This is a genomic window from Bradyrhizobium sp. BRP19 (genome assembly GCF_020194195.1).
Classification (GTDB): Bacteria; Pseudomonadota; Alphaproteobacteria; order Rhizobiales; family Xanthobacteraceae; genus Bradyrhizobium; species Bradyrhizobium yuanmingense.
In genome coordinates, this window is record NZ_JADYVZ010000008.1 from 38,057 (window position 1) to 61,365 (window position 23,309).

The window sequence follows — 23,309 nt, forward strand, 5'->3', positions numbered from 1 at the left end:
ACATCCATGAGCAACGACGTCCATCCCGTCGACGAGGTCCTGCCGGTCCCGCGCCTGCTCGCGCTCGGGCTCCAGCACGTGCTGGTGATGTATGCCGGCGCGGTCGCGGTCCCCCTCATCATCGGCCGCGCGCTGAAGCTGCCGCCGGAAGACGTCGCCTTCCTGATCAGCGCCGACCTGTTCGCCTGCGGACTCGTGACGCTGGTCCAGTGCCTCGGCTTCCCCGGCGTCGGCATCCGCCTGCCCGTGATGATGGGCGTGACCTTTGCTTCGGTCGGCCCGATGCTGTCGATGGCGGCTTCACCGGAAATCGGCCTGCTCGGCATCTACGGCTCCGTGATCGCCGCCGGCCTGTTCGGCATCGTCGTTGCGCCGTTCGTCAGCCGGCTGCTGCCGCTGTTTCCTCCCGTCGTCACCGGCACCATCATTCTCATCATCGGCATCTCCCTGATGCGCGTCGGTATCAACTGGGCCGGCGGCGGCCTGCCGACGCTGACGAAGGTGGTCGACGGCGTTTCCGGCAGCTTTCCCAATCCAGCCTATGGGCAATTGCAGGGGCTCGGCATCTCGCTGTTCGTGCTGCTCTTCATCCTCGGCCTGATCAAATGGGGCAGCGGGTTTCTCGCCAACGTCGCCGTGCTGCTCGGCATCATCGCCGGCGCGGTGCTCGCGAGCATTCTGGGCGTGATGCATTTCGACAAGGTCGCCGCCGCCTCCTGGGGCGCACTCGTGATTCCCTTCCGCTTCGGCATGCCGCAATTCCACCTGGTGCCTGTCATCACCATGTGCATCGTCATGATCGTGGTGATGATCGAATCGCTCGGTATGTTCCTGGCGCTCGGCGAGATCACCGGCAAGGCCGTCGACCGCGAAGCCCTGAGCCGCGGCTTACGCGCCGACGGGCTCGGCACGCTGCTCGGCGGCATCTTCAACACGTTTCCCTATACCTCGTTTTCGCAGAACGTCGGCCTCGTCTCGGTCACGGCCGTGCGCTCGCGCTGGGTGACGGTGACGGCCGGCTGCATCCTGCTCGTGCTCGGGCTGTTGCCGAAGCTCGCCGCGCTGGTGGAAGCGGTGCCGCTGGTCGTGCTCGGCGGCGCCGGCCTCGTGATGTTCGGCATGGTGGCGGCCACCGGCGCACGCATCCTGGCCTCGGTCGATTTCCGCAATAACCGCTACAATCTCTTCATTGTCGCGATCTCGATCGGCTTTGGATTGATCCCGCTCGTTGCTCCGGGTTTTTTCCGCAATCTGCCGCACAATCTGCACCCGCTGCTGGAGTCCGGCATTCTGCTCTGCGCGGTCGTGTCGGTGCTGCTCAATGCCTTCTTCAACGGCCTGAGCGGCGGCGCTCGCGCGGAAGCTGACGCCGCATCAGCCGCCGCATCGGCGCAACATGTTTAGCTGCCGCGATAGGTCGAGTAGCTCCAGGGCGTGACCAGCAGCGGCACGTGGTAATGGCTTTCCGGCTCGCTGATCGCAAAGCGCAGCGGGATCTCGTCGAGGAACGGCGGGTCGGACAGCGGCACGTTGCGCGCGGCGTAATATTTGGCGACGCTGAAGCGCAGCTCGTAGCGGCCGATCGGCAGCGGACGGCCGCCGATCAGCGGCTGGTCGGTGCGGCCGTCGGCATTGGTCACCGTGCGCGCGATGACGCGGTTCTCGCCAAGGCTCGCGAGCTCCACGAGCTCGATCGGAATGCTAGGTGCGGGCTTGCCGATCTGGTTGTCCAGCACATGGGTCGAGAGCCGGCCGTGCACCTTCAGCCTGTCGTCGGCGGCGACCAGCTGGTCGAGCCGCAGCGCCGAGATGCGGCCGATCTCCTCGATCGCACGCCTTATCTCGGTCTTGGCGATGTTGAGCAGCCGCGCCTCGAAGTCGCGCAGCACGGAATCCTTGGTGTGACGGCGCACACAGACGATGTAGGGGAAGCCGAACTTGTCGCGGTAGGCGTTGTTGGCCCGCTCGAACGCGGAATATTCGGCATCCGACAGCCGGTCGAGCCCGGCGCTGTTCTGCTCGTCGGTCGATTCCGCGGTGAGGCCCGCGGCGCGCTGCGTCTTGTTGGCGAGATCGGGATGCGCCCGGATCAGCGCCAGCTGCACGTCAGGCTCGGCACTCTGGATCGCGGCCATCAGCGCGGCGTGCAGCTCGTTGATGCCGGCGAACGGCCGCTTTGCCGCGAGCTGCTCGGCGATCCACGGCGAATATTCGACGACGTTGGCGAGCGCCGCGACGAAGTCGGCCGTGCTTGCAGCGTTGAGATCGGCGAGTGAAATCTGCGACATCATCTCACCGGATCTCGAATGCGTCGGCGGCAAGATGGGCGTGCTTCTCGTGCCAGTGCTGCGCGATCTGAAGCCGCGTCGGCACCCAGACGCGCTCGTGCTTGCCGATATAGTCGAGGAAGCGGATCAAGCCCGCTGCGCGGCCGGGCCTGCCCGCGAGGCGGCAATGCAGACCGACCGACATCATTTTTGGCGCGGTTTCGCCTTCCGCATAGAGCACGTCGAAGGCGTCCTTCAGATAGGTGTAGAACTGCTCGCCCTCGGCAAACCCTTGCGGGTTGATGAACCGCATGTCGTTGGCATCGAGCGTATAGGGAATGATGAGCTGCTTGCCGCTGGCGCCTTTGACCCAATAGGGCAGATCGTCGGCATAGGAGTCGCAGAGATAGAGGAAGCCGCCCTCCTCCATCAAGAGACGGTTGGTGTTGATCGAGGAGCGCCCGGTGTACCAGCCGAGCGGACGTGCGCCGGTCGCCTCGGTATGCACGCGGATGGCCTCGGCGATCTCGGCGCGCTCCTGCGCCTCGGTCATGTCCTTGTGCTCGATCCATTTCAGGCTGTGGCTGGCGATATCCCAGCCCGCCTCCTTCATCGCAGCGACAATCTCGGGATTGCGCTTGAGCGCGGTGGCGACGCCGAACACCGTGGTCGGCCAGCTCCGCTCGTTGAACATCCGCCACAGCCGCCAGAAGCCGGCGCGCGAGCCATATTCGAACATGGATTCGATGTTGGCGTGGCGCTGGCCGGGCCAGGGCTGCGCGCCGAGCACGTCGGACAGGAAGGCTTCCGAGGCGCGGTCGCCGTGCAGGATGTTGTTCTCGCCACCCTCCTCGAAATTGACGACGAACTGCACCGCGACCCGCGCGTCACCAGGCCATTGCGGATGCGGCGGGTTGCGGCCGTAGCCGCGGAGATCGCGCGGGTAGCGGGGCTCGGTCACTCAGACTTCCTCGAAGCGGATCGGCAGCGCGCCCTTCCACAGCACGCTCTTGCCCAGCGTTGCGAGGTTCTCCAGGCCCGAGGTCAGCGTGATGAAATGGTTGCCGGCGAGCTGGCCCATCTTGCTCGCGAAGTGCACGCCGCCATAGGCCAGCAGGATCTCGGTTTCGCTGATGCCGCCGGGATAGAGGATGATCTGGCCGGGGGCGGGATAGCTGGTGTGGTTCTCGTAGCCGACGCCGAAGTCGAGGTCGCCGAGCGGCATCCACACGCCCTCGCCGCTCCAGCGCACATGGATGATGTGGCTTTCGAACGGCAGCGCCTTGCGGAAGGCGGCGACAGTCTTGGGCGCCGCCTGCTCCTCGAAACGGGCATCGAAGGTGAAATCGCCGGCGCGGATAACGAGTTTGCTCATCTCATCTCTCTGGATCGGGGGCGATGCGCCCCCCGGGGAACTTTCAGCAAAAAGCACTCCCGACCGTTTCGCGCAAGTGGCGCGGGAGGCTCTCGTATAAGTTGGGGCACGCCACCCGGCCTGGCCGATCGCCTGAAAGCTCGTTGCCATTGAACCGGATTGCAGGAGGTGAGTCCACCGGCAGAATTGCCGGGCAAAGGGGCGCCGGCGCGGATGCGCTGCGTCCGGGGCACGAGAGCTGAGCGTGGTGCTGCGTTCGGAACGACGAAGATGAGGCGATGGTGGGTTCTCCGAGTAACACTGTCATTCCCCGCCTTGTACGCAATCGCGCACTGGAGCGGGGAATCCAGTACGCCGCGGCCTCTCGATTCAATCACTGGCGTCTCGGAGTACTGGATCGCCCGGTCAAGCCGGGCGATGACACCGAATGTGTGGACGCAGACGTGCGTACTCGGCCTCGCGGCTGCTTCGCCCGAGCTTTGCTTCGTCTCGCCGCCCTCATAGCCAAGAGGGCGCAGGGAAGGCCGGGTGCCGGCGGCACCCGCGGTCCGCTGCGCGAAAAGCACACGCAGGAAGAACCGCACAGCAGCATACAGGTGAAGCCCAACACACGGCCTTCCCTGCGCGATGGTCGGACGGCTTATGCCGCGCTCTCCCGGGAGCCGAGTTCCCTCTGGCCTCCCTCGCTCCCGCGAAAGTCGCCGGCACCGCGCCGGTTGACGCCAATGCCGCATTCGCCAGAGCTTGACCGTAGCAACGACGGCCAGGACCACACGTCTATATTTTGGCACTCGGTGAAACACGCCGAAACTACGAAAACCCTTTAAAATAAGCCGCTTTCGGTTACCCTGATCCGGGCTGTTTCAGCGGGCTTCACCAAAATAAGGGCCCGGCCCTAAAGGCTTTCAGCGACCGCACGACAAACTGAAAGCCCCGAAGCCGAGCACTTTGGTCCCAAGCCTCAGGAGCCGAAACCATATGGATACTAGCACTATCCCCTCCCCCGCCGGCAAGCGCGGCCGCAATAGCAGCGTCATTCTGACCGATCGCCTGTGCGAGAAGCGCGTCGCCAAGCGCACCAAGTTCTACGACCGCAAGTGCCCCGGCCTATACGTCAGCATCACCACCGCTGGGGTTGCGACCTTCTCCTTCAAGTTCACGGATCGGCAGACCGGCAAGCAGCGCACGGGCTGGCTGGGCGTATATAATCCCGAGACCTTCACGGTCGAGGACGCCCGCAGCAAGGTCTACGGGCTCAAGGGTATGGGCGGCGAGGCACTGACCAAGACCTTCCGCGACCAGAAGACCGCGAAGGCCAAGCGCGGCAAGACCGTCGCCGAGATCATCGACGAGCGCATCAAGTGGATGAAGACGCCGGTCAAAAAGCCGGACGCCGAGATGCGGCCCCGGTTGGAAAGCTGGGAGAACACGGCAAGTCACCTCGACCGCTTCGTCCGACCCCGGCTTGGCAAGAAGTTGGCCATGGAGGTCACCAAGCACGACATCGCCACGCTCTCGAACGACATTGTCGCCGGCAAGTTCGGCAAGCCATCGGTCAGCAATGCGCGCCATATGCGCAAGGCAGCCTCTGGCCTTTTCAACTGGGCAGCCGAAGCGGGCCGCGACTACGTGACGGCCAGCCCATGCGTCAACCTGCCCAAACTCGACCCCGAGCATCCCCGCACCCGCGTCCTCTCGGAGGACGAGATCAGGATTTTCTGGCATGGGCTGGACCGCAACGACCTGCCCTATGACCGCCGGACGCGCTTAGCTCTCAAGTTCGAGCTCGTCACCATGCTGCGGTCGCGTGAGCTGCTCGGCGCGCGGCGGGATGAGCTGTTTGACCTCGACGGCGATAATCCGCGCATGGACGTCCCCCTCAAGCGGGTCAAGAAGCGGCGGGTAATTCAGCAGCCGTTGTCTGATCTGGCAGTCGAGATCATCAAGGAAGCGCTGACCTCAGATGATCAGCAGTTCGTGTTCGAGAGCCCGATCTACAAGGGCCAGCCGATCCACCGCAAGGCAATGGCCGACGCCCTGCGCGGCACCAAGCACGAGACGAACAAGGACAAGACCAAGACCGCCGGCCTGTGCGAGCTGCTCGGCCTCAAGCCGTTCACACCACACGACCTCCGCCGGACGGCAGCGACCCTGGCTGGCGATCTCGGCTTTGACGACGCGTGGATTGCTAAGTGCCTCGACCATGCCGCCAACAAGAAGGCTGACGTCGTCGTGCCGACCGTCACGGGCAAGGTCTACAATCACTCCAAGCGGATGAAGGAAAAACGCGCGGTGTTGGATGGCGTGGCAGCCGAGTTGCGGCGGATCGTCGGCGCGCCTATATCAATGCGTAAGCGCGGCGGTGTACAGCCGGTGTCGAAAAGTGCTGACGGTGCTGGTGCTACAGGGTTTTCATTGCATGTCGGGTTGGTCCAAGCCCCTTGCGATTGAGCCCCATCAAGACCACCGTCCCTAGCCATGCAGCAGGCAAACATGGTCATCCGCACCATCCAGGCCACCACTTATGGCGGGGTCCGGCCGGTCTACGTGACCTTGCCGCGCGTCGAGCAGCTGATCGCCGAGCACCCGGAAAAGTACCTCCACGCGCCGCCGCCGTTCGAAAACCGCGACTATCGCCGGATGGGCGCCGGCACGCACGGGCCGTCGACGCAAACCATGGCGCGCCTGACGGTCGCGCCGTGAGGACTGCCGCGAACTCAACAGGCGACTTGCCGCGCTCGCGTCACGAGGCATTTGGGCTCCGCTCATCCAGCTTGTCGGTCTCTGCGCTGGCGCAACACTCGAGCGCAGAGAGAGCCACGGGTTTATTCGCGCAAACGCACAGAAACGAGGCTGTGGCTGTTCGTAACTGAACGAGCGCCTACGTTGCTCGTTGCGTGGCCACGGTCTACGGGTCAATGTTCGTCGTGCTCTCGCGCTGCAAACTATCACCCCGTAATCGACCGGTGTTTGAGGTCGCCACTTCGTGATGCCGTACATATCCCGAAGTCGATAAGGTGATGTCGCTTCGGACGTGAGCCCGAAACGGAAAAACCCTCCCGTTTGAACCGGGAGGGCCTCCGACTACGACAGTGTCAATCACCCTTGCACAGATGATGGAGAAACTATCGCCATGAGACCCTGCACCCCTGCGCCCAAACCGTCAACTCCGGAAAACCCCGATCACCCGCGAGAACGCCCTCGAACCCCGCGCCTTTTCGCAATTGTGATCAAATGTTGGAAGTGGCTCGACATTGGTGTGATCTACAAGGGCTGACATTAATCAGTGAGCCCATTCAACTGGCTGAAACTTAGTTGGATGGGATCGCTGCGCGTCCGGCGGCCCTCTCGCCACCCCTATGCGGGCGGCTGGTCGACGTTCAATCAGGGTTGGTTTCGAATCAACCTGGATGGTTCATCTCGCAATAGGCTTCTTCCGTGGGCCTTCGACCTCCGAAAAATTGGGAATGGTATTCTGCTCGCCAACGGACCTCCTCAATGGAAGTCCATTTTCGGTTTGGAGACCAGCGTTGCGCCAACCTTTCTACATCGTCCCGGCTCTCGGCCACGGCGACAGCAACTCGGTTTGAACCTTCGGCAATGAGTTCGTACGTTTTCAGTATCATACCTATATAGCCTCTATCCGGAGCAAGCCGGCACTCTACGACTAAATGGCGAGCTACTCCACTTGCGTAACCGGAGGTCGAGGCAGTATTTTGGGCTATTTGATTTTGGCAGCCAATCTTGAACGACGTTCTTGCCGAGCCCGCGTCGCTATTCCGAGTGCTCTGCCTTGATGGCGGAGGGGCCAAAGGATTCTATACACTTGGCGCTCTCAAAGAAATCGAGGGCATGCTTGGATGTCGGATTTACGAAAGGTTTGACCTGATCTATGGGACATCCACCGGGGCCATCATTGCAGCCTTGCTTGGGCTTGGTCGATCAGTCGATGAAGTGGAAGCACTCTACCGTAAACACGTCGTGTCCATCATGGCTCGCTGGCTACCAAGCAAAAAAACAGCGGCCTTGGAAGCACTTGCGACAGACGTTTTTGGCGAGTTGAAGTTCGATGCGTTCAAAACAGAGATGGGCATTGTTGGAACGAGGTGGGTCGAAGAACGGCCAATCATCTTCAAAACCGGTGGGAAACAAGCGTTCTTAGGAAAAGCCACGTTTGAGCCGGGCTTCGGCTGCACCATAGGTGAGGCGGTCGTCGGGTCCTGCTCCGCGTATCCTTTTTTCAGGAAGAAGATGGTCGTAACCGGTCGCGGCGAGCGGATCGAGGTTCGCGACGGGGGGTTTGTTGCAAACAATCCGACACTATACGCGATTGTGGATGCGACGGAGTCCCTTGGTCATTCCAGACAAAACGTGCGTGTAGTCAGCATCGGAGTGGGAGAATATCCGCCGCCCAAGCTTCCTGCATGGAGCCTACGCAAGTGGGTAAGCAAATTACCTCCAATGATTTTCCTTCAGAAAACAATGGAGATCAGCACTCAATCAATGGATCAATTCCGAAAAGTGCTTTTCCGTGACGTCGAAACGGTGCGGATTCACGAACGATACACGCAGCCAGACCTGGCTACTGACATGCTGGAAGTGGATTTGCAGAAGCTCAATTTACTTTGGCAGCGCGGGAGAGATTCGGCGCGGGACGCTGAAGCAGATCTTAGACAATTACTACTTTAGGGGTTTCAGGTGGCGATCGAAGAACGACAGCTCGAGACTTGGGCCAACCACCCATCATCCAAGCAGTTCACTGATACATATCAATCCATCCGGGCCAACCTATTGGACCCCGCAGCACCGTACCCTGTTAAAAACGTACAAGTGTTCCTTCAAGGCTCCTACGGTAACGACACGAACGTGTACGGCGATAGTGATGTTGACATCGTATTGCAGCACACGGGCGCATTCTATTATGACAGCTCACGGTTGACCCCGAAGGACCTGGAGGCCTTCAAGACGATATATCCGAAGGATGCCGACTATGGTTATCCCCAATTCAAGCAGCATGCTGAAGCATGGATAACGCGACTATACAACGACACCCGATTGGGACAGAAAGCTGTATTTGTGCCGGGTAATAACGGTCGACGAAATGCAGATATCCTCGTCTGCGAAAGTTTTCGTCGGTACAATTCGACTTACGACTCGTATCACAACGGCGTTGCCTTCTTCAGCGGCGGCAAGCGCATCGAAAATTTTCCGAAACAGCACTCGGACAATCTTACTGCCAAGCATCAGGCAACTAACAACAACTTCAAACGTATGGTTCGGGTATTCAAGAACATGCGAAATTCGATGATAGAAAAGAAGCTGCTCGCTGAGGGAATCGCTCCATCCTATTTCATTGAAGGTATGCTTTGGAACGTGCCGAACGATAGGTTCTTCGGCAATTATCGTGAAATGTGGGCTGCGTGCTTTAATTGGGTTAACAGCAACGACCCATCCAACCTGACGACCGGGAGCGGTATGCACTGGCTGGTCAGAGATAATGAGAATGTTTGTTGGCCGTCCGCCAATTTCCAGACCTTTACTGCCGCCCTCAAAAAATACTGGGAGATGTGATTGCGGTTAGCAAAGCCGTCCCATCGACGGTTCAACTGCCGCCTTCAACAGGCTCGAATCCATGGGAGTAAACATGGCAAAAGGCAAAAAGCGCCCGGAGAGGGCAATCGTAGACGAACTATTCTCGCATCATCTTGGTTACGAGCTTTGGATGCTCGACGCTCTTTACGGAGAACTGAATTCGGGCAAATACCCTCAACATCTTCACAATGCCCACGTTGAGTCGTTCCACCTTCATGCTCGCAACGTGCACGAGTTCTTCACACTCAATAGCAACTGCAAAATTGACCCCCGCTGGTTTGCGACAGGGTTCGAAGTCAACAAAGGCTTCATGAATGATGAATTGGTCAAAAAGATCAATCAGCAGATGGCGCACCTGACCGCCAAGCGAATTATCGGCGAGGGGCAGCTCGATCAAACGCATTGGAAAGAGATTAAAGACAGCATTGATGCCGAGGTTCGGCGTTTCGAGTCCACCTTAACACCTGAGTACAAGAGCATCTGGCGCAAGCCGAGGTCGATTAGCGCAGGTGACGGAGGAGCAAGCTCACTACCTACCGCGATAAAGACGACGACGCTTACGCCACCCGTTGGCAAGCTTACGAAATAAACATCTTTTGAGCGCAGCGCACCGGCCACATGGAGCGCCCGCTGATGATACCCCGCTTGCCTCCAGCACCCTGACAACGCGACCGTCTTTTGCTCTGAAACAGGGAGCCGACCCACTGTCATCTCCACGTTTTACTTCCGTTCCCTTTCGAACCGCTCCATCACTGGCAAGAGGTTCGCCCGCAGGGTAGTGCCATCAGACAGCCTCGCCACGAGCTCATAGCCGACGACATCAAGCGAACGAACGTGCACGCCATCGCGGCCAGGTTCACCAGGCTTGCCGTGCATGCCCTTCGCGCTCAACACCCAGCCTTCACCAGGCAGCGGTCCGGGATCATCGCGCACGGCGCGCCACTCGCAACCGTTGAAGCCGCAGGTGTCGTATTTGAAGTATCGCGCGCGCGGATCATGCAGCCCGTGACTCGGCCGAACGGCTCCCGTGTCGGCTCGCCGCCGATCGCTATCCAAGGTTGAAATCTTCCCGGCACCTGTTACTCTTACTGTATTCACTATATCTTTTCAGGGAGGGCGCTCGCATGGCCAGCCCCAAGGTTATTATCCTGTCTGACGGCACCGGTAACGCCGCCTCAAGCGTTTGGCGCACGAACGTCTGGCGGATGTTTCAGGCGCTTGACCTGCAAGGCAACAGCCAGGCCGCGAAATACGACGACGGCGTAGGTACCTCGTCCTTCGTACCGCTCGCGGTGCTGGGCGGCGCATTCGGATATGGCCTCAAGCGCAACATCCTCGAGGCCTACAAGTTCATCTGCCGCAACTACGATCACCAGAACCACTCGAAGATCTATCTCTTCGGCTTCAGCCGTGGCGCGTTCACCGTACGCGTCCTCGGCGCGCTCATTCTTCAGCAGGGCCTGGTTGTGGCGGATACCGAAGCGGAGCTGCACAACGGCGCAGTCAAGGCTTACAGGGCGTACCGGGCCAAGGGCTACCATTCGATCTTGCAGATCGAGGTGGTCTTCCGCGCCTTGCGCGACTACGTCCTGGTGCCGGTGCTCGACCTTGTGCGAGGCAACAAACCCTACGCCGAAATCGACCGCAAGGACGTCCCTTCCATAGAATTCATCGGCGTGTGGGACACGGTCGCTGCCTACGGCCTGCCTATGGATGAGATGACGCGTGGCGTCAGCAACTGGATCTGGCCCCTTGAACTTCCGAATCGGATCTTGAACCCACGCGTCAAATGCGCAAGGCACGCACTTGCACTCGACGATGAGCGGACGACCTTCCACCCCGTGCTCTGGACCGAGGAAGGCGAATCCAAGCCCGCGGTCCCCATCACCATTGACGACGAGCGCCTGGTCCAGGTCTGGTTCGTCGGTATGCACGCCAACGTGGGCGGAGGTTATCCCGACGATGCCGTATCGTTCGTGCCGCTGTCCTGGCTTGTCGACGAGTCCATCAAGCGTGGTCTCGTGTTCAAGGAGGCTCCCTTCGCAGACCCCGACTCCATCAAGCTGATCAATTCAGCGCAAGACAAGGATGGCCGCCTTTATGACTCGCGGTCCGGCCTCGGCTCCTACTATCGCTATGGCCCACGGAAAGTCTCTGATCTCTGCAATGACCCGGATGTAGGCGTCAGCGTCAAGTTGCCGAAGATCCACGAAAGTGTGTTCGACCGCATCGACAGCGGTTGCAATGCCTATGCTCCGATCGGCTTGCCGCCGGAGTACCTCGTGGTTTCCCGCAATGGCAAGCTCACGCCGCTCGGGCCGATGACATTCGAGACGCCAGCGGGCGCGACCGCGCGCTTTGTGGCTCAGGAAAAGCTCTGGAATTTCGTCTGGATGCGTCGGCTGGCGTATTTCGCGACCCTGGCCGCCACGCTGCATCTTGCGGCGTTCTGGCTGTTCCACGACCGCATCAAGGAGCATGAGTTCGAGTCGCCGATCCGGATGGTCTCCGAATTGGTGCGGTTCATCGAATCCTTCCTGCCGAAATCACTCCATTGGTGGACGGACTGGTACGCCGCGAACCCTGAATGGTTCGCCGGCGGCATCGCCGCCGTGATCCTGCTTATGGTTCTTGGCAGCAGCCTTAGCGCCAAAATCAAGGACCGGATGCGCCTGCTCTGGCGGGATCGGGCGGCGCCGGTGCCGCTCTCTGGCCTGATGCACGACGCCATTTACGCGTTCAGGACCCACCCGCTCTATCAGTTTATTCTCCGTGTCGGGAAGCGGCACATCCTGCCGCTATTTTTGGTCGTGGTGATGGTCTGGCTCGGTGCGACTGTCGCGAGCCATTTCCTGTTCAACGTCGCGGATTCGATGGGAGCATTCTGCAAGGGCACGGCGGAGGCTACGCTTATCCCGGTCAACAAGGGCATCGACCAGGACGGCGCGGACTTCGCAACATCTGCGATTTGTGCGCCAACAGGCCTGAAGGTCTTTTCCGGTCGCTCGTATGAGATCAGGATCGCGGTCACCGAGCCTTGGAACGATGCGGAGCGGCCGACCACACCCGCTGGCTTTCGGACCTCCACGGTCGAGCTTGCCAACCGGTGGAAGTTTCGCAGCGCCATTTTCCTTCGCCGGATCCTGTTCAGGCCCTGGTACCGCATCATCGCGCGGGTGGGCGAGACCGGCGTGGACGAGTATTTCCTTGATCCCCTCCCGCTTCCGAACACCACACCGCAGACGTACAAGGCAACGTTCAAGGCTGCACGCAGCGGTGAGCTTTTTCTCTACGTCAACGACGCAGTGATCGGCCTGCCATGGCTCAGCGACACGTTTTACCCGAACAACGGAGGTAAAGCGAAGGTGACCGTCAAACTCCTATAGCCTCAGGAATTTGGCGAAGTACTAAATTGAACTGGCGTTCAATTTACGTTGGCGCGGAGGCATCTGGTTTTGTCCGGGCGACGCGCTTCTCCTCGACAACCTCAAGTGATAACCTCCGACCATATTGTCTCAGGCATGAGGTATCGGCATGCGCCGATTTTCATTAGCTGCTGTTTTCCTTCTCGCGTTTTGCACCCACGCCTCGGCATGGGGTGACGAAGCCCACAAGATCGTTTGCGAGATTGCCTACCGGCTCGCCCAGCCCGATACGCGCGCAGCGATACGGAAACTGATCCAGGCGGACAAGGTGTTCGACACCTTTTCCGCCTCCTGCGTATTCCCCGACCATCCGCGCATTCGCCGAACAGAGCACTTTATCAATCTGCCCCGCGACGCGCACGGGGTCACAGGAGACAACTGCCCGAACGCTCCAGAATGTGTGCTCACGGCCATCCTCAACGACTCCAAGGTTGTGAACTCGAAGCACGCCAAGCGGGCCGACAGGCTTATTGCGCTAAAGTCGCTTGGACACTGGGTCGGCGACATCCATCAGCCTCTCCACGTGTCGTTTGAGGACGACCGCGGAGGAAACGATATAAGGGTGAACGGCGAGTGCTCGGGCAATCTGCACGGCACCTGGGATAGTTGTCTTGTGACACACGCGGTCGGGCCCGATGTCGATGACGCGGCTTCTGACCTGATTGATGCCATTACTCCTGCGATGAAAACCAGGTGGATTTCGTCAGATCCCAGTGATTGGGCCAACGAGTCGTTTGCAATCTCGAAAGCCGCGAAGACGGGCTATTGCGTGATGCATGGCTCCTCCTGCGATCAGCCCGAGGGCAGCGTGACCATCAGCACCGAATACCTCTCTGCGAACGAACCCATCGTGAAAGAACAGCTTCAGAAGGCGGGAGTCCGGCTGGCAGCCCTGCTCGATAGCATCTTCGCCGACTAACGTCGGGCAAATTCGTCTTGAAATCCTTCATGCCGAGTAGTGTAGTTTATTTGACGCGGCACTCCCTAACTCGGGAGAACCCATGGCCAACTCGCTGGTCCTGCGCAAAGGAACCGACCTGGCACGGCGCGTGCGGGCGAAGCGCGCCGCGCAATATGTTCGGATGTCGAGAGACCTCCAACGTTATTCCATCAAGAACCAGCTCGCCGCGATAGCCGCTTATGCACAAGCTAACGGCCTCACAATTGTAAGGACCTATGTCGATGAAGGGCGGAGCGGCCTGCGCATCAAAGGGCGGCCTGGTCTCATCGAACTCATCGAAGATGTCGAATCAGGTCAGGCCGACTTCGATCAGATCCTCGTCTATGACGTCAGCCGGTGGGGACGCTTCCAGGACACCGACGAAAGTGCCTATTACGAGTTCCTGTGCAAGATGAACGGTGTCCGCGTCGAGTACTGTGCGGAGATCTTCAAGAATGACGGCAGCTTCCTTTCAGGTATGGCCAAGTACATGAAGCGAGGTATGGCCGCTGAATGGAGCCGAGAACTCGGGGTCAAGGTGCACACCGGACTTTGCCGGGTCGCAGGCCTCGGCTACCGCGTCGGCGCTCCCGTCGGCTACGGCCTACGCCGAATAATGGTTGACGAAAACGAACACCCAAAGGCAGAGCTCAACAAGGGCCAGTATAAGGCTTTGCAATCAGATCGTGTTCGGCTGCGACGAGGCTCGGCCGAGGAGGCCGCCGTCATCCGGTGCATCTTCGATCAATTCGTCCATGCTAGGAGATCGTACAGCGAGATACGGCGCGATCTCAACGACGCGAACATCGGCAGCCATAATGATCGACCTTGGACCGATCGGATGATCCCGACAATTCTCAGCAATGAAAACTACATCGGAAATACCATCTATAATCGAACCTCGCGCCGCCTAGGGCAAAAGCTCGTCAAAAACCCTTCTCATGCCTGGGTCCGCGGGGCCGCTGCGATTGAGCCCATCATCGATCCAGACATTTTCACACGTGCTCAGAAACTGCTCGCTGAGCGACGCGTCGAGATTCCGGAAGACGAAATGCTGATGCGCCTCCGCGTCGTGCTTCGCCGACGAGGGAAACTCAACTCCCGCATCATCAACACGACGCTCGGGCTCAACCATGTTTCGTCTTACGTCAAGCACTTTGGATCGCTACGCAACGCTTATTCGCAGATCGGCTACGTCTCACCACGAGATTGCGACTGGCTGGATACCCGGAAGTACTGGGCCAGCGAGCAAGCAAGGCACGCGAACGAACTTGCCGAAGTCCTCAGAGCCGATGCCGGTCTTCAGCCCGAGCTTGCTCAGGACGGCATAGCCCTCGATGTCAACGGCGCTCGCCTGGTTTCATTTCTCGTTGCAAGACAGCTCCGCACGCGAGGACAAGATCACGCACCGCAGTGGAAAGCCTACCGCAGGCACATCTCCTCGGGCCTGCTTGCAGTGATGAGGCTAGACGTAACCAACAAGACCATCGAAGATTACGTCTTGTTGCCCCCCAAATTGCGGGCAGGCCGATACGTCTGGCTTTCAACCGGTGCCCTCGCTCGGCATCGCGGGGTCTACTGCGCGGGTATGAGCGATTTGATCAAAGCGATCATGGCCACATTGACGGCCAACCATGACGTGCCAGCCATGTCAGCGCGGCAGAACACGCCAGCGAAAAAAGGCCACCCCAAAGCCAGGAACGGCCGCGGGCGGCGCTGATTGATCGCAGGTATAAATAAGCTCCGAGCAGTGTGCCGTAATTCCTTCGAAAATCGCCATTCAGCTTGGCAATCTTCGATAGCTCAGACGTATCAAGATCATTCGACATGGGCTGGCTTCCGCATTGAACCAGCACTCTATGAACCACTGTTTTGCCCGACGCCACAAGACAATTTCGGTAAATCAAAATATCTTATGTCGAGATTGACCTATCCGTTGCGTTTCCGGTGATAGGCCCCCCAAGCTGCAGCGGCTGGCCGTCCAATCGACTCGACCGTATGGTGTTTCTCATGTCTGCCGCCCGCATAATTAAGCCGCCGCCGATGTCGGGAGGCGATCGCAAACACTACGCCCGCGAGATTCACCAGGCGGAGGTCACTTTCGCGCATCTGCTCGAGCAATCGGCGACCGCCCACGCGGCCGCCGATGCTGCCCGTGCCAAAGCTTACGCGCTCGACTGCGCCGCCTGGAACACGGCCCTCTTCATTGGTGAGCTCGACCACGCCTCCCCCACGATTGCTGCGGCGCTCGCCGGCGGGTTCCCGTTGCTCGAGGTACGCTGCGAATACTGCAAGCACACCGAGATGATCGACCTCGCATTAGTAGTGCAGCCGCGCGATCGGCAGGTCGCACTGATGCGCAGCTACCTCTACTGCAGCCCCTGCCAGCGCACTCTCGGCAAGAAGCGACGGCCCGACTTGGTGGGCCTGCGCCCGGCCGGCGATCCGCAACCTGCAGCACCCTCACGGCGAACGAAAAAAGGCTTCCTGACGATGTGCAACCTCTACTCGATCACCACGAACCAGGCCGCCATCAGCGCGCTGTTCCGCGTGGTCAACCAGTACGTCGGCAACCTCGCGCCGATGCCGGGCGTGTTTCCTGACTACAACGCGCCGATCATCCGCACCGGCGCCAGCGGACGCGAACTCGCGACCGCGCGCTGGGGTATGCCGTCATCTTCGAAAGCATTGATGGACGCAACCAAGAAGCGTGCCGAGAAGCTGCAAGCCAAACGCAAGACCGTCAATTTCAAGGAATTGCTCCGAATGGAGCCCGACAGCGGCACGACGAACATCCGCAACGTGAAGAGCAAGCACTGGACGCGTTGGCTGGGCGTGGAGAACCGCTGCGTGGTGCCCTTCAACTCATTCAGCGAGTTCAACAAGGCCGAGGGCGGCGACATCTGGTTTGCGCTCGACGAGAGCCGTCCCCTCGCCTGCTTCGCAGGCATCTGGACAAACTGGACCTCGGTCAGAAAGGTCAAGGAAGGCGAGACCACCAACGACCTCTATGCGTTCCTCACAACGGAGGCGAATGCCGAAGTCTTCGCCGTCCACCCAAAGGCCATGCCAGTGATCCTGACGACGCCCGAAGAGGTCGAGATCTGGATGACGGCTCCGGCGGATGAAGCCTTGGAACTGCAACGGCCGCTTCCAGACGGCGCGCTGCAGATCGTCGCGCGCGGCGTGAAGGAAGACGCGGGGCCGGCGACGGCAGATGTCGGCGGCTCTGGTCATCCTTAGCCGGTCGAGACGCTTGACTCTGAGGGCGGCGTCAGAACAGAAATAGAACAAACGATTCTGCCGCGAAGGTCCGCTTGGCCAAACTGCCCCAACTGCCCGTCTACTATTACCTCGACCACTTCGCCGAAATGCTGGGGTTCGTGCAGCGGACGTACGCCCCCGTGCTTGGTCCGGAGCATCACGCCTTCATAGCGCGGTTCGAAGGCCTATCGAGAGATGCACAATGTCTGCTGGTCCGCATGATTAACAGGCGCGGTGCCATATTCAATCGCTCGCTGTTCAACTATTCCGAGATCGATGACGTCGAGCGGGCGGCATCCGACCTGACTGCGGCCGGTCACGCTCGCGAGCTCGGCGAGGCCGACTATGCGGCCTTCGTCTCATGCCTGCCAAAGGACATCCGCGTTACTGGCGCGCAGGCGGCCGGGCGAGGAGATGTCCGGAAATCTTGGTCGAAGCCGAAGTTCATCGACTACTATCTGGAGCGCATACCCTTTTCCGTCGCCGCGCAGCACTGCGGCGCCCGCAACTTCATCGCGCTCGACGGGACGCGGCCGATCGAGTTCCTCCTTTACCTTTACTTCGGTAAGACCGAGGTCGATCTGAAGAACTTCGCGCTGCGAGACCTGGGAATCCTCCGCACCAACCGCGAGACCTCGTTCAGCGCGCGCTTCACCGATGCCGAGGAGGCGCTGGCCTCGTTCCATTACAGCCAGGTTCTGGCCAACTTGGAGGATGGATCGGAGGCTGCCCACAGAGGGGCCGCCATCGACGTGCTCGCCGGTCCCCCCTGCCCGACCCAGTTCGCCGCCGATCTCCGCTGTCGAGCCGCGCATCAGACCGGGCTTTTCTTCGAGAAGGCGGGCGAGAACGATCTCGCCCGGCAGCTCTACCGTGCCGGTCCGTCGCCGGACTGCAACGAGCGCTTGGTTCGCCTGCTCTACAACACGGGCGACAAGGCGGGGGCTGAAGCGCTGCTGCAGCGGATGATCGATGATCCCGCCAGCGATGGCGAACATCTCTTCGCCACCGACTTCTACGCCCGTAAGTTCGGCGGCAGGCGTACGGGCCTTTACACCGCACTTTTGCGGTCCGGCCGCACGATCACCGTGGACGACACCTATCGCGGCAATCCCGAAGCAGGCGTCGCGGGCGTGCTGCGGCGCGACGGCACCGAGGTTTTCTTCACCGAGAACGTGCTGTGGCACACCCTGTTCGGCCTGCTCTTCTGGGACGAGCTGTTCGAGAGCACCCGCATGCCCAGCGGGTTTGATTGGCTACCGCACTGCCTGAAGGACCGCAGCTTCAGTCGGCTTTTCGCGGCGATAATCGACGAGAAACTAGCAGCTATCGCGTGCGGGTCCGGCCTTCCGCTGATCCTCCGCACCGTGGCAGCGAGATGGGGCCGCCCCAACGGGATCTTCAGCTGGGATCACGTGCAAGTGGAGGCGCTGCGCGCGCTGCTCGAAGGATCCGATCCTGCCGGCCTCGCCAGCATCGTGGGCAACATGTGCGACGATTTCCGCGGGATGCGAGACGGCTTCCCGGACCTGATGCTTGTGCGCGACGGCAAGGCATCCTTCATGGAGGTCAAGGCAGAGGGCGATGTGATCCGCCGCAACCAACTGACCCGCCTCCGCCAGCTCGGCGCAGCCGGCATCGAGGCGGAGATTGGCCGGGTCGATTATCGATTTGACCCTGAGCAGGATTACGTGGTGGTCGACATCGAGACGACCGGCTCATGGTCGAACGGCGACCGCATCACTGAGATCGGCGCTGTGAAGGTCCGCAACCACCGTGTCGTGGACGAGTGGCACTCTCTCCTAAACCCGCAACGTTCCATTCCGGCGAAGATCGTTCAACTGACGGGCATCACGAACGAAATGGTTCGGGACGCACCTCTGTTCGCTGAAGTGGCGGACCGCTTCATGGAGTTCATGGGGGACGGCATCTTCGTCGCCCACAACGTCAGCTTCGATTACGGTTTCATCTCCTACGAATTCGAGCGGATCGGGCGACGCTTCAGGTTTCCGAAGCTCTGCACCTGCGCGGGAATGAGGCGCCGCTATCCGGGACACAAGTCCTACGGACTGGGCAAGCTCTGCGAGATTTATGGGATCGAGCTCGAGAATCATCATCGGGCCCTCTGCGAGGCCAGAGCCTCGGCGCATCTGTTGAATCTGATCAATCAAAAGCGTAGCCAGGAGAGGCTTGAGGCTGAAGCGGCTTAGATGCACTCTGGTCGGAGGGTTCACCGCAATCAAGAAGTCGGCCAGTTCAGCGCGGCATAGCTCGCTACTGCCACAATCGCAAAAGCTCCGATCAGAACCAAGACGTAAGTAGCCATACGCGAAGAACGATCTTGGCGTCGGTGTGTTCCGGCCAGCGGACGCGACAACAGCACCGCTAGGAGGGATTGTGCCAAATTCCCTGAAGAGCTCGGTTGGTGCAAAAGTGAACTTTCTGTCCAGGTCCTCCCAAAGGAAAGGCCTCCGAGACAGCGGAGGCCTAGTTTAGGTTAGGGAGGATCTACTTGGCCAACATTGCCCGTTGGGCCGCGTTCCTAAAATGCGCACGAAGCCGCCGCTCCAGCTCAATTGCTTGATCTGCGTTATAAGCGCGCTTGAGCAAGTCAGTCCGCTCCTCTCCGGGTGCCTTCTCGGCTCGTTCACGCATATCCTCCGCAATCTGTGCCAGTCTGCTTTCCAAGGAATCCGTCTGCTTAAATCGCCTGTGCTTTAATCCCATCGGGCCTTCCTTCTGCTGCGTGAACGATTGTACGTCCACAACCGGAAGGGCTCAGGAACATAGGTTATCTTCGAGACAATCCCTTGAAGGAACTCGCGCGTAGCAATCCCTCCGACGTGATGTCTCTGTATTCGATGTCCGCGTAGAACTTCGGCTCGACCCAGGTGGCTCTCGGCTTTTTGATGTGCTTGGTGAGCTTCTGCTTCGGGCTCACCACAGTATCGAGGACATCTCTGATCTTGCGCGATGTCGTCCGGCTCCAGCCCGTGCCGACCTTGCCCATATAGACAAGCTCTTTGCCTTCCTTCTTACCGAGATAGAGAGCGGCGACGCCGGTTGGATCCTTGATGAACCCGACGACGGGGAATTTTCCCTTCTGAACGACTTTGACCTTCTGCCAAGCTTCCACACGCTCCGACCGATATGGGGCGTCAACTCGCTTGGAGACGATACCTTCGTAATTAAGTTTCCTTGCGGCTTCGAACAGTGCCTGCCCGTCACCCCCATGGTGCTCGCTGTAGAGGATGGGCTCCTCGAGCTGATTGCTTTCGATCAGATCCTTCAGCAGCTCCTTGCGGGCAAGCTGCGAAAGCTTCCGCAAGTCCTGTTCATCGAGCCACAGGAGGTCGAACGCGAAGAACAGCAAGCGGTCCTGTTCGCCTCTGGCGAGGTCTGCCTGTAGCTCGGAGAAGTTGGTGCGGTCCTCGTGGATGACGACCACCTCACCGTCAACGATGGCCTGCCCTTCGATCTCGAAGGCACCGGCAATGACGGAGAACTTATGTGTCCAGTCGAGACCGTTGCGGGTGAAGACCTTTCGGATATCTCCGTCGATGTGGAGCTGGATACGGTAACCGTCGTATTTGACTTCGTGAATCCATTGAGCCCCCGAAGGTGCTTTCATCTTCAGGGTCGCAAGCTGGGGGCTAATAAAGCCCGGAATAGCGGCACGCGGCCTTTTTGCCGGTGCCGTCCTGGTACGCTTCACCACTTACGCAACTCACAAAAAGCCCGCCGTTAAGTTGGGGCCAACGGCGGGCAGTTTACCTACCTTACTCACGACTTTCCAACCGCGGGGCTGAGGCGGCGTTCCGACCGTGTTCTCACATACAACCGAGATCTCGATTCCCGGTTGTATTTTCAACGTCAACGAGAACGCCCGCCGAACGGCTCGGGAACACCAAGCCGGGAGCGTTCCCTACCGCGAACACCCTCTCCGCCAAAACGGAAGTTCTGGTTGGCTGACGCGGCCCGGCCGTCCATTCCTCCTGAAGTGCACTGGGGTGTGTGGCTCTGCCAAGACGTCCAAACCAGCTTTCCATCTGGACAGATGGTCGTGCCAAGTGACTGGAAGCGCTCTTGTTTCCCGACCGATAGTATCTATCTGGCTCGCATGAACTTAACTGACATTCAGGATTTCGCCATTCAGGCTCGCGTAGCTGCGATCCTTGGAGCAAACGAGTTTGACCGCGTTTTTGCCGGTGTTTGTTTTGCCGAGGTTGAAGGTCCTCTGCTGTACGTCTACGCCAAGGACGAACCTGCCGCCGCTACGATAGAGGACGATTTCTCTCTGCTCATCGCAGACATAGCCAGCCGCGTCCTCAAGCAGGAAATCGAGATTGTGCTCGTGCTGCCGAAGGTCTTGCAGTAGCTCAATTCGTTTCGACGATTTCGGCGGCGAGTTCAGCGACCGCCCGCCTGCCCGCCTCGGTCAAACCGCCGAGCGTCTGCGTGTGCTTGTTGGCGCACTCGACGATCTTTTCCGCCACGAACTTTCGGGCTGGATGACCTTCGAACGCCAGCGGCATCAATCTACACGCTCGCTCCAATGCGACATCCATATTGGAAATGGTTCGTTCACTGAATCGTTCTGAAAGCAACATGACTGACTCCACGAACAAAACTGTTCACGGAGGCGACCACTTTCCCGCCATAGAGGGTCAGCAGCACTCCCCCAACCAATTCAAATACCCACGCCGTTCTGAAATATAGTCGTCACTGAGCGGCTTGGGATTCACAAGAGTTAATGGCCCAGCGGCAAAGATCACAATGTCGGATTGTACCTCATAACCGGACATGAGAGGTCTTGTAGGAGTTGACCGCCAAGGGCCAAAAGGAGACCTTGTCGTCTCTTTTTACAAAGGGCGGGGTCCAGCTATCTGTTTGTCGCCTCATTGCTCCGGAACGCCTGCCTTCCTCAGCCCATCGACGATGTCGTCGTACTCAAGCCGATACTGCGGATTGCTCGATCGTGCGTAGCCGATTTGATGGAACCACCGGATGGTAAACTCCGGCCGGACTGTATTCAATTCGGCTAACATTTGGTGGGCCATTTCCAATTGGCCCGTGGCTCCATAGGCTGAAATCAGGTCCACATACGGCAACCAGTTTGATTTATTCAGAGTGATCGAGCGCCTACACTCTTCGATGGCTTCGTTATACTGGCGGACATGTAAGTGAGCGTGACACAGGAAGAAACGCCAAATACCTGCGGCTGGATCCTTGGGGCTTAGGCGTAGAGCGATCTGAATCGGAGAGAACGCTTCGCGCGCGCGACCCGCGGTGATGAGCGAGATTCCTTTTGAGGCGTATGCTATGGGTGAATTAGGATCGATTGCCAACGCGGCATCGAGCTCAGATAATGCTTGTTCTGGACTTCCGTAATTCAAAATGCTTCCCATAGCTATACGAGCGTTCGCCGCCGCCGGGCGCTTTGCAAGAACTTGATCAATTAGTTTGGTCGCCGTCTTTTTGTCCTCGACCACAGACGTTGACCAACTCGTTATTTAGATCAGTGGCTATGCACCACGCCTTCCCAAGCAGTGCGTCGGTGTTATCCGGATCAAGGCGCAGCGCGCTGTTAAAGAAGTCCTTTGCTTGTGCGTTCGTTGCCTTGGTCCCAGGCTCATAGACCTTCGCCCAACCGCGCATGCTGAGATCGGCAGCATCTGGATTCGTCGACTGGTTCATTTGGCTACGCCGGCTTTCAGCCTGGACAAGTTGGACGTTGAGAGAGCGGGCGAGCCGTGCCGTGACTTCCTCCTGCAATGCCGCAAGATCCGCACGATCTCCATCAAAGCGGTCCGACCAGACGTCGCGGCCAGTTGACAGGTCTGCAAGCGACACATTCATTCGGACCTGAGCTCCCGCCCGCTGCACCGCGCCCTGCACGGCCCAGCGGATGCTGAGATCCTTACCGAGTGTCTTGAGATCAATCTGCTTGTTCTTATATGAAAAAGCCGTCCCGCGCCCGATGACGAATGTATCGGGCAATTGCGCGAGGTCAGTCGTCAGATCGGTCGTGATGCCGTCGGCGAAATAGTCCTGCTCTGCATCATTGTTGAGGTTAGCGAATGGCAAGACAACGAGAGACAACCGGGGAGCAATGTCGGGCCGGGCCGTAGCCTCCTTCTGCGTTTTTTGGCTCCCTGGAAACACTTCGGTGCGGAGCGTCTTCCAAACAGTCCAGTAACCGATGAGGCCGCCTGCGACCGCACCGACGGCAGCAATCGAGGCCAACGCGCCGCCGATCAACTGCAACCGTGCGCGCAGGCGAATCTTCAAATTGCGATCGGATGGCAGCTTTGCCGGTTGCTCTTTATCTGATGGCGGTTTGTCCGGTAGGCCGTTGGAGATTTCCGAGTTTGTCACCGTTGCCTCTCCGCAGGTGCCCATAGCCCCAACTCTATACTAGCAGAGATGCGCACTTAAGGTTGGTC

20 protein-coding genes are annotated in these 23,309 nt (G+C 59.5%); 12 read left to right on the plus strand and 8 right to left on the minus strand.

Annotated features, from left to right (window positions below):
- Positions 1–6: 6 nt before the first annotated feature.
- On the plus strand, positions 7–1,404 hold the full coding sequence (locus I6F36_RS23340; RefSeq protein WP_225172259.1) for a nucleobase:cation symporter-2 family protein: 1,398 nt from the start codon (positions 7–9) through the stop codon (positions 1,402–1,404).
- Here the strand turns inward: I6F36_RS23340 and uraD are convergent.
- The 3 genes from uraD to I6F36_RS23355 are packed head-to-tail and all read right to left on the minus strand — an operon-like array spanning position 1,401 to position 3,642.
- On the minus strand, positions 1,401–2,288 hold the full coding sequence (gene uraD, locus I6F36_RS23345) for a 2-oxo-4-hydroxy-4-carboxy-5-ureidoimidazoline decarboxylase (RefSeq protein WP_057028791.1): 888 nt from the start codon (positions 2,286–2,288) through the stop codon (positions 1,401–1,403). The genes I6F36_RS23340 and uraD overlap by 4 nt on opposite strands.
- A gap of 4 nt (positions 2,289–2,292) precedes the next feature.
- Positions 2,293–3,228 (minus strand): allantoinase PuuE, encoded by a 936-nt coding sequence (puuE, locus tag I6F36_RS23350; protein WP_225172260.1) that lies wholly within the window; start codon positions 3,226–3,228, stop codon positions 2,293–2,295.
- Entirely contained in the window at positions 3,229–3,642 is a 414-nt protein-coding gene (locus tag I6F36_RS23355) for a DUF3830 family protein (RefSeq protein ID WP_036045261.1), read from the minus strand. It abuts the gene before it with no gap.
- 978 nt (positions 3,643–4,620) lie between these two features.
- On the opposite strand from I6F36_RS23355, the gene I6F36_RS23360 reads away from it, so the two are divergent.
- From I6F36_RS23360 to I6F36_RS23380, 5 genes are all read left to right on the plus strand, one after another.
- On the plus strand, positions 4,621–6,093 hold the full coding sequence (locus I6F36_RS23360; RefSeq protein WP_225143452.1) for a site-specific integrase: 1,473 nt from the start codon (positions 4,621–4,623) through the stop codon (positions 6,091–6,093).
- 42 nt (positions 6,094–6,135) lie between these two features.
- Complete coding sequence (locus tag I6F36_RS23365) at positions 6,136–6,345, plus strand: hypothetical protein (RefSeq protein ID WP_225143451.1); 210 nt, start codon at positions 6,136–6,138, stop codon at positions 6,343–6,345.
- A 1,041-nt stretch (positions 6,346–7,386) separates the two neighbouring features.
- Complete coding sequence (locus I6F36_RS23370) at positions 7,387–8,331, plus strand: patatin-like phospholipase family protein (RefSeq protein WP_225143450.1); 945 nt, start codon at positions 7,387–7,389, stop codon at positions 8,329–8,331.
- A gap of 9 nt (positions 8,332–8,340) precedes the next feature.
- Entirely contained in the window at positions 8,341–9,213 is an 873-nt protein-coding gene (locus tag I6F36_RS23375) for a nucleotidyltransferase (RefSeq protein WP_225143449.1), read from the plus strand.
- A 73-nt stretch (positions 9,214–9,286) separates the two neighbouring features.
- Positions 9,287–9,823, plus strand: a complete 537-nt coding sequence (locus I6F36_RS23380; protein WP_225143448.1) for a hypothetical protein — start codon at positions 9,287–9,289, stop codon at positions 9,821–9,823.
- A 131-nt stretch (positions 9,824–9,954) separates the two neighbouring features.
- Here I6F36_RS23380 and I6F36_RS23385 read toward each other — a convergent pair whose 3' ends face one another.
- A complete protein-coding gene (locus tag I6F36_RS23385; protein WP_225172261.1) occupies positions 9,955–10,290 on the minus strand; it encodes a hypothetical protein in 336 nt (111 codons plus the stop codon).
- Between the two features lie 68 nt (positions 10,291–10,358).
- Here I6F36_RS23385 and I6F36_RS23390 point away from each other — a divergent pair, with 68 nt between their 5' ends.
- The 5 genes from I6F36_RS23390 (at position 10,359) to I6F36_RS23410 (ending at position 19,073) form a co-directional block, all read left to right on the plus strand.
- Complete coding sequence (locus I6F36_RS23390) at positions 10,359–12,620, plus strand: DUF2235 domain-containing protein (protein ID WP_225143446.1); 2,262 nt, start codon at positions 10,359–10,361, stop codon at positions 12,618–12,620.
- A 148-nt stretch (positions 12,621–12,768) separates the two neighbouring features.
- Positions 12,769–13,578 carry a S1/P1 nuclease gene (locus I6F36_RS23395; RefSeq protein ID WP_225143444.1) on the plus strand — a complete coding sequence of 270 codons (810 nt, stop codon included), beginning with the start codon at positions 12,769–12,771 and terminating at the stop codon, positions 13,576–13,578.
- A gap of 82 nt (positions 13,579–13,660) precedes the next feature.
- Positions 13,661–15,319: a recombinase family protein gene (locus I6F36_RS23400; RefSeq protein ID WP_225143443.1), complete on the plus strand. Its 1,659-nt coding sequence runs from the start codon at positions 13,661–13,663 to the stop codon at positions 15,317–15,319.
- 773 nt (positions 15,320–16,092) lie between these two features.
- The gene (locus tag I6F36_RS23405; RefSeq protein WP_225143521.1) at positions 16,093–16,842 is read left to right on the plus strand and encodes an SOS response-associated peptidase; all 750 of its coding nucleotides are present in this window, start codon (positions 16,093–16,095) and stop codon (positions 16,840–16,842) included.
- Between the two features lie 74 nt (positions 16,843–16,916).
- Positions 16,917–19,073, plus strand: a complete 2,157-nt coding sequence (locus tag I6F36_RS23410) for a 3'-5' exonuclease (RefSeq protein WP_225172262.1) — start codon at positions 16,917–16,919, stop codon at positions 19,071–19,073.
- A gap of 581 nt (positions 19,074–19,654) precedes the next feature.
- Here the strand turns inward: I6F36_RS23410 and ligD are convergent.
- Positions 19,655–20,581, minus strand: a complete 927-nt coding sequence (ligD, locus tag I6F36_RS23415; protein WP_225172263.1) for a non-homologous end-joining DNA ligase — start codon at positions 20,579–20,581, stop codon at positions 19,655–19,657.
- 246 nt (positions 20,582–20,827) lie between these two features.
- Between ligD and I6F36_RS23420 the strand changes: the two genes are divergently transcribed.
- Positions 20,828–21,241 (plus strand): hypothetical protein, encoded by a 414-nt coding sequence (locus I6F36_RS23420; RefSeq protein ID WP_225172264.1) that lies wholly within the window; start codon positions 20,828–20,830, stop codon positions 21,239–21,241.
- Position 21,242: 1 nt separating this feature from the next.
- Here I6F36_RS23420 and I6F36_RS23425 read toward each other — a convergent pair whose 3' ends face one another.
- The 3 genes from I6F36_RS23425 to I6F36_RS23435 form a co-directional block, all read right to left on the minus strand.
- Positions 21,243–21,473 carry a hypothetical protein gene (locus I6F36_RS23425; protein WP_225143439.1) on the minus strand — a complete coding sequence of 77 codons (231 nt, stop codon included), beginning with the start codon at positions 21,471–21,473 and terminating at the stop codon, positions 21,243–21,245.
- 288 nt (positions 21,474–21,761) lie between these two features.
- Positions 21,762–22,355: a M48 family metallopeptidase gene (locus I6F36_RS23430; RefSeq protein WP_225172265.1), complete on the minus strand. Its 594-nt coding sequence runs from the start codon at positions 22,353–22,355 to the stop codon at positions 21,762–21,764.
- Entirely contained in the window at positions 22,318–23,241 is a 924-nt protein-coding gene (locus I6F36_RS23435; RefSeq protein ID WP_225172266.1) for a hypothetical protein, read from the minus strand. The genes I6F36_RS23430 and I6F36_RS23435 overlap by 38 nt, the downstream gene beginning before the upstream one ends.
- Positions 23,242–23,309 lie beyond the last annotated feature (68 nt).

What these genes read in the sequence shown, in the direction of transcription:
- I6F36_RS23340 (WP_225172259.1), top strand. Translation starts at nt 7, where the DNA reads ATGAGCAACGACGTCCATCCCGTCGACGAGGTCCTGCCGGTCCCGCGC.
- I6F36_RS23360 (WP_225143452.1), top strand. Translation starts at nt 4,621, where the DNA reads ATGGATACTAGCACTATCCCCTCCCCCGCCGGCAAGCGCGGCCGCAAT.
- I6F36_RS23365 (WP_225143451.1), top strand. Translation starts at nt 6,136, where the DNA reads ATGGTCATCCGCACCATCCAGGCCACCACTTATGGCGGGGTCCGGCCG.
- I6F36_RS23395 (WP_225143444.1), top strand. Translation starts at nt 12,769, where the DNA reads ATGCGCCGATTTTCATTAGCTGCTGTTTTCCTTCTCGCGTTTTGCACC.
- I6F36_RS23380 (WP_225143448.1), top strand. Translation starts at nt 9,287, where the DNA reads ATGGCAAAAGGCAAAAAGCGCCCGGAGAGGGCAATCGTAGACGAACTA.
- I6F36_RS23400 (WP_225143443.1), top strand. Translation starts at nt 13,661, where the DNA reads ATGGCCAACTCGCTGGTCCTGCGCAAAGGAACCGACCTGGCACGGCGC.
- I6F36_RS23390 (WP_225143446.1), top strand. Translation starts at nt 10,359, where the DNA reads ATGGCCAGCCCCAAGGTTATTATCCTGTCTGACGGCACCGGTAACGCC.
- I6F36_RS23405 (WP_225143521.1), top strand. Translation starts at nt 16,093, where the DNA reads ATGTGCAACCTCTACTCGATCACCACGAACCAGGCCGCCATCAGCGCG.
- I6F36_RS23425 (WP_225143439.1), bottom strand. Translation starts at nt 21,473, where the DNA reads ATGTTGCTTTCAGAACGATTCAGTGAACGAACCATTTCCAATATGGAT.
- uraD (WP_057028791.1), bottom strand. Translation starts at nt 2,288, where the DNA reads ATGTCGCAGATTTCACTCGCCGATCTCAACGCTGCAAGCACGGCCGAC.
- I6F36_RS23355 (WP_036045261.1), bottom strand. Translation starts at nt 3,642, where the DNA reads ATGAGCAAACTCGTTATCCGCGCCGGCGATTTCACCTTCGATGCCCGT.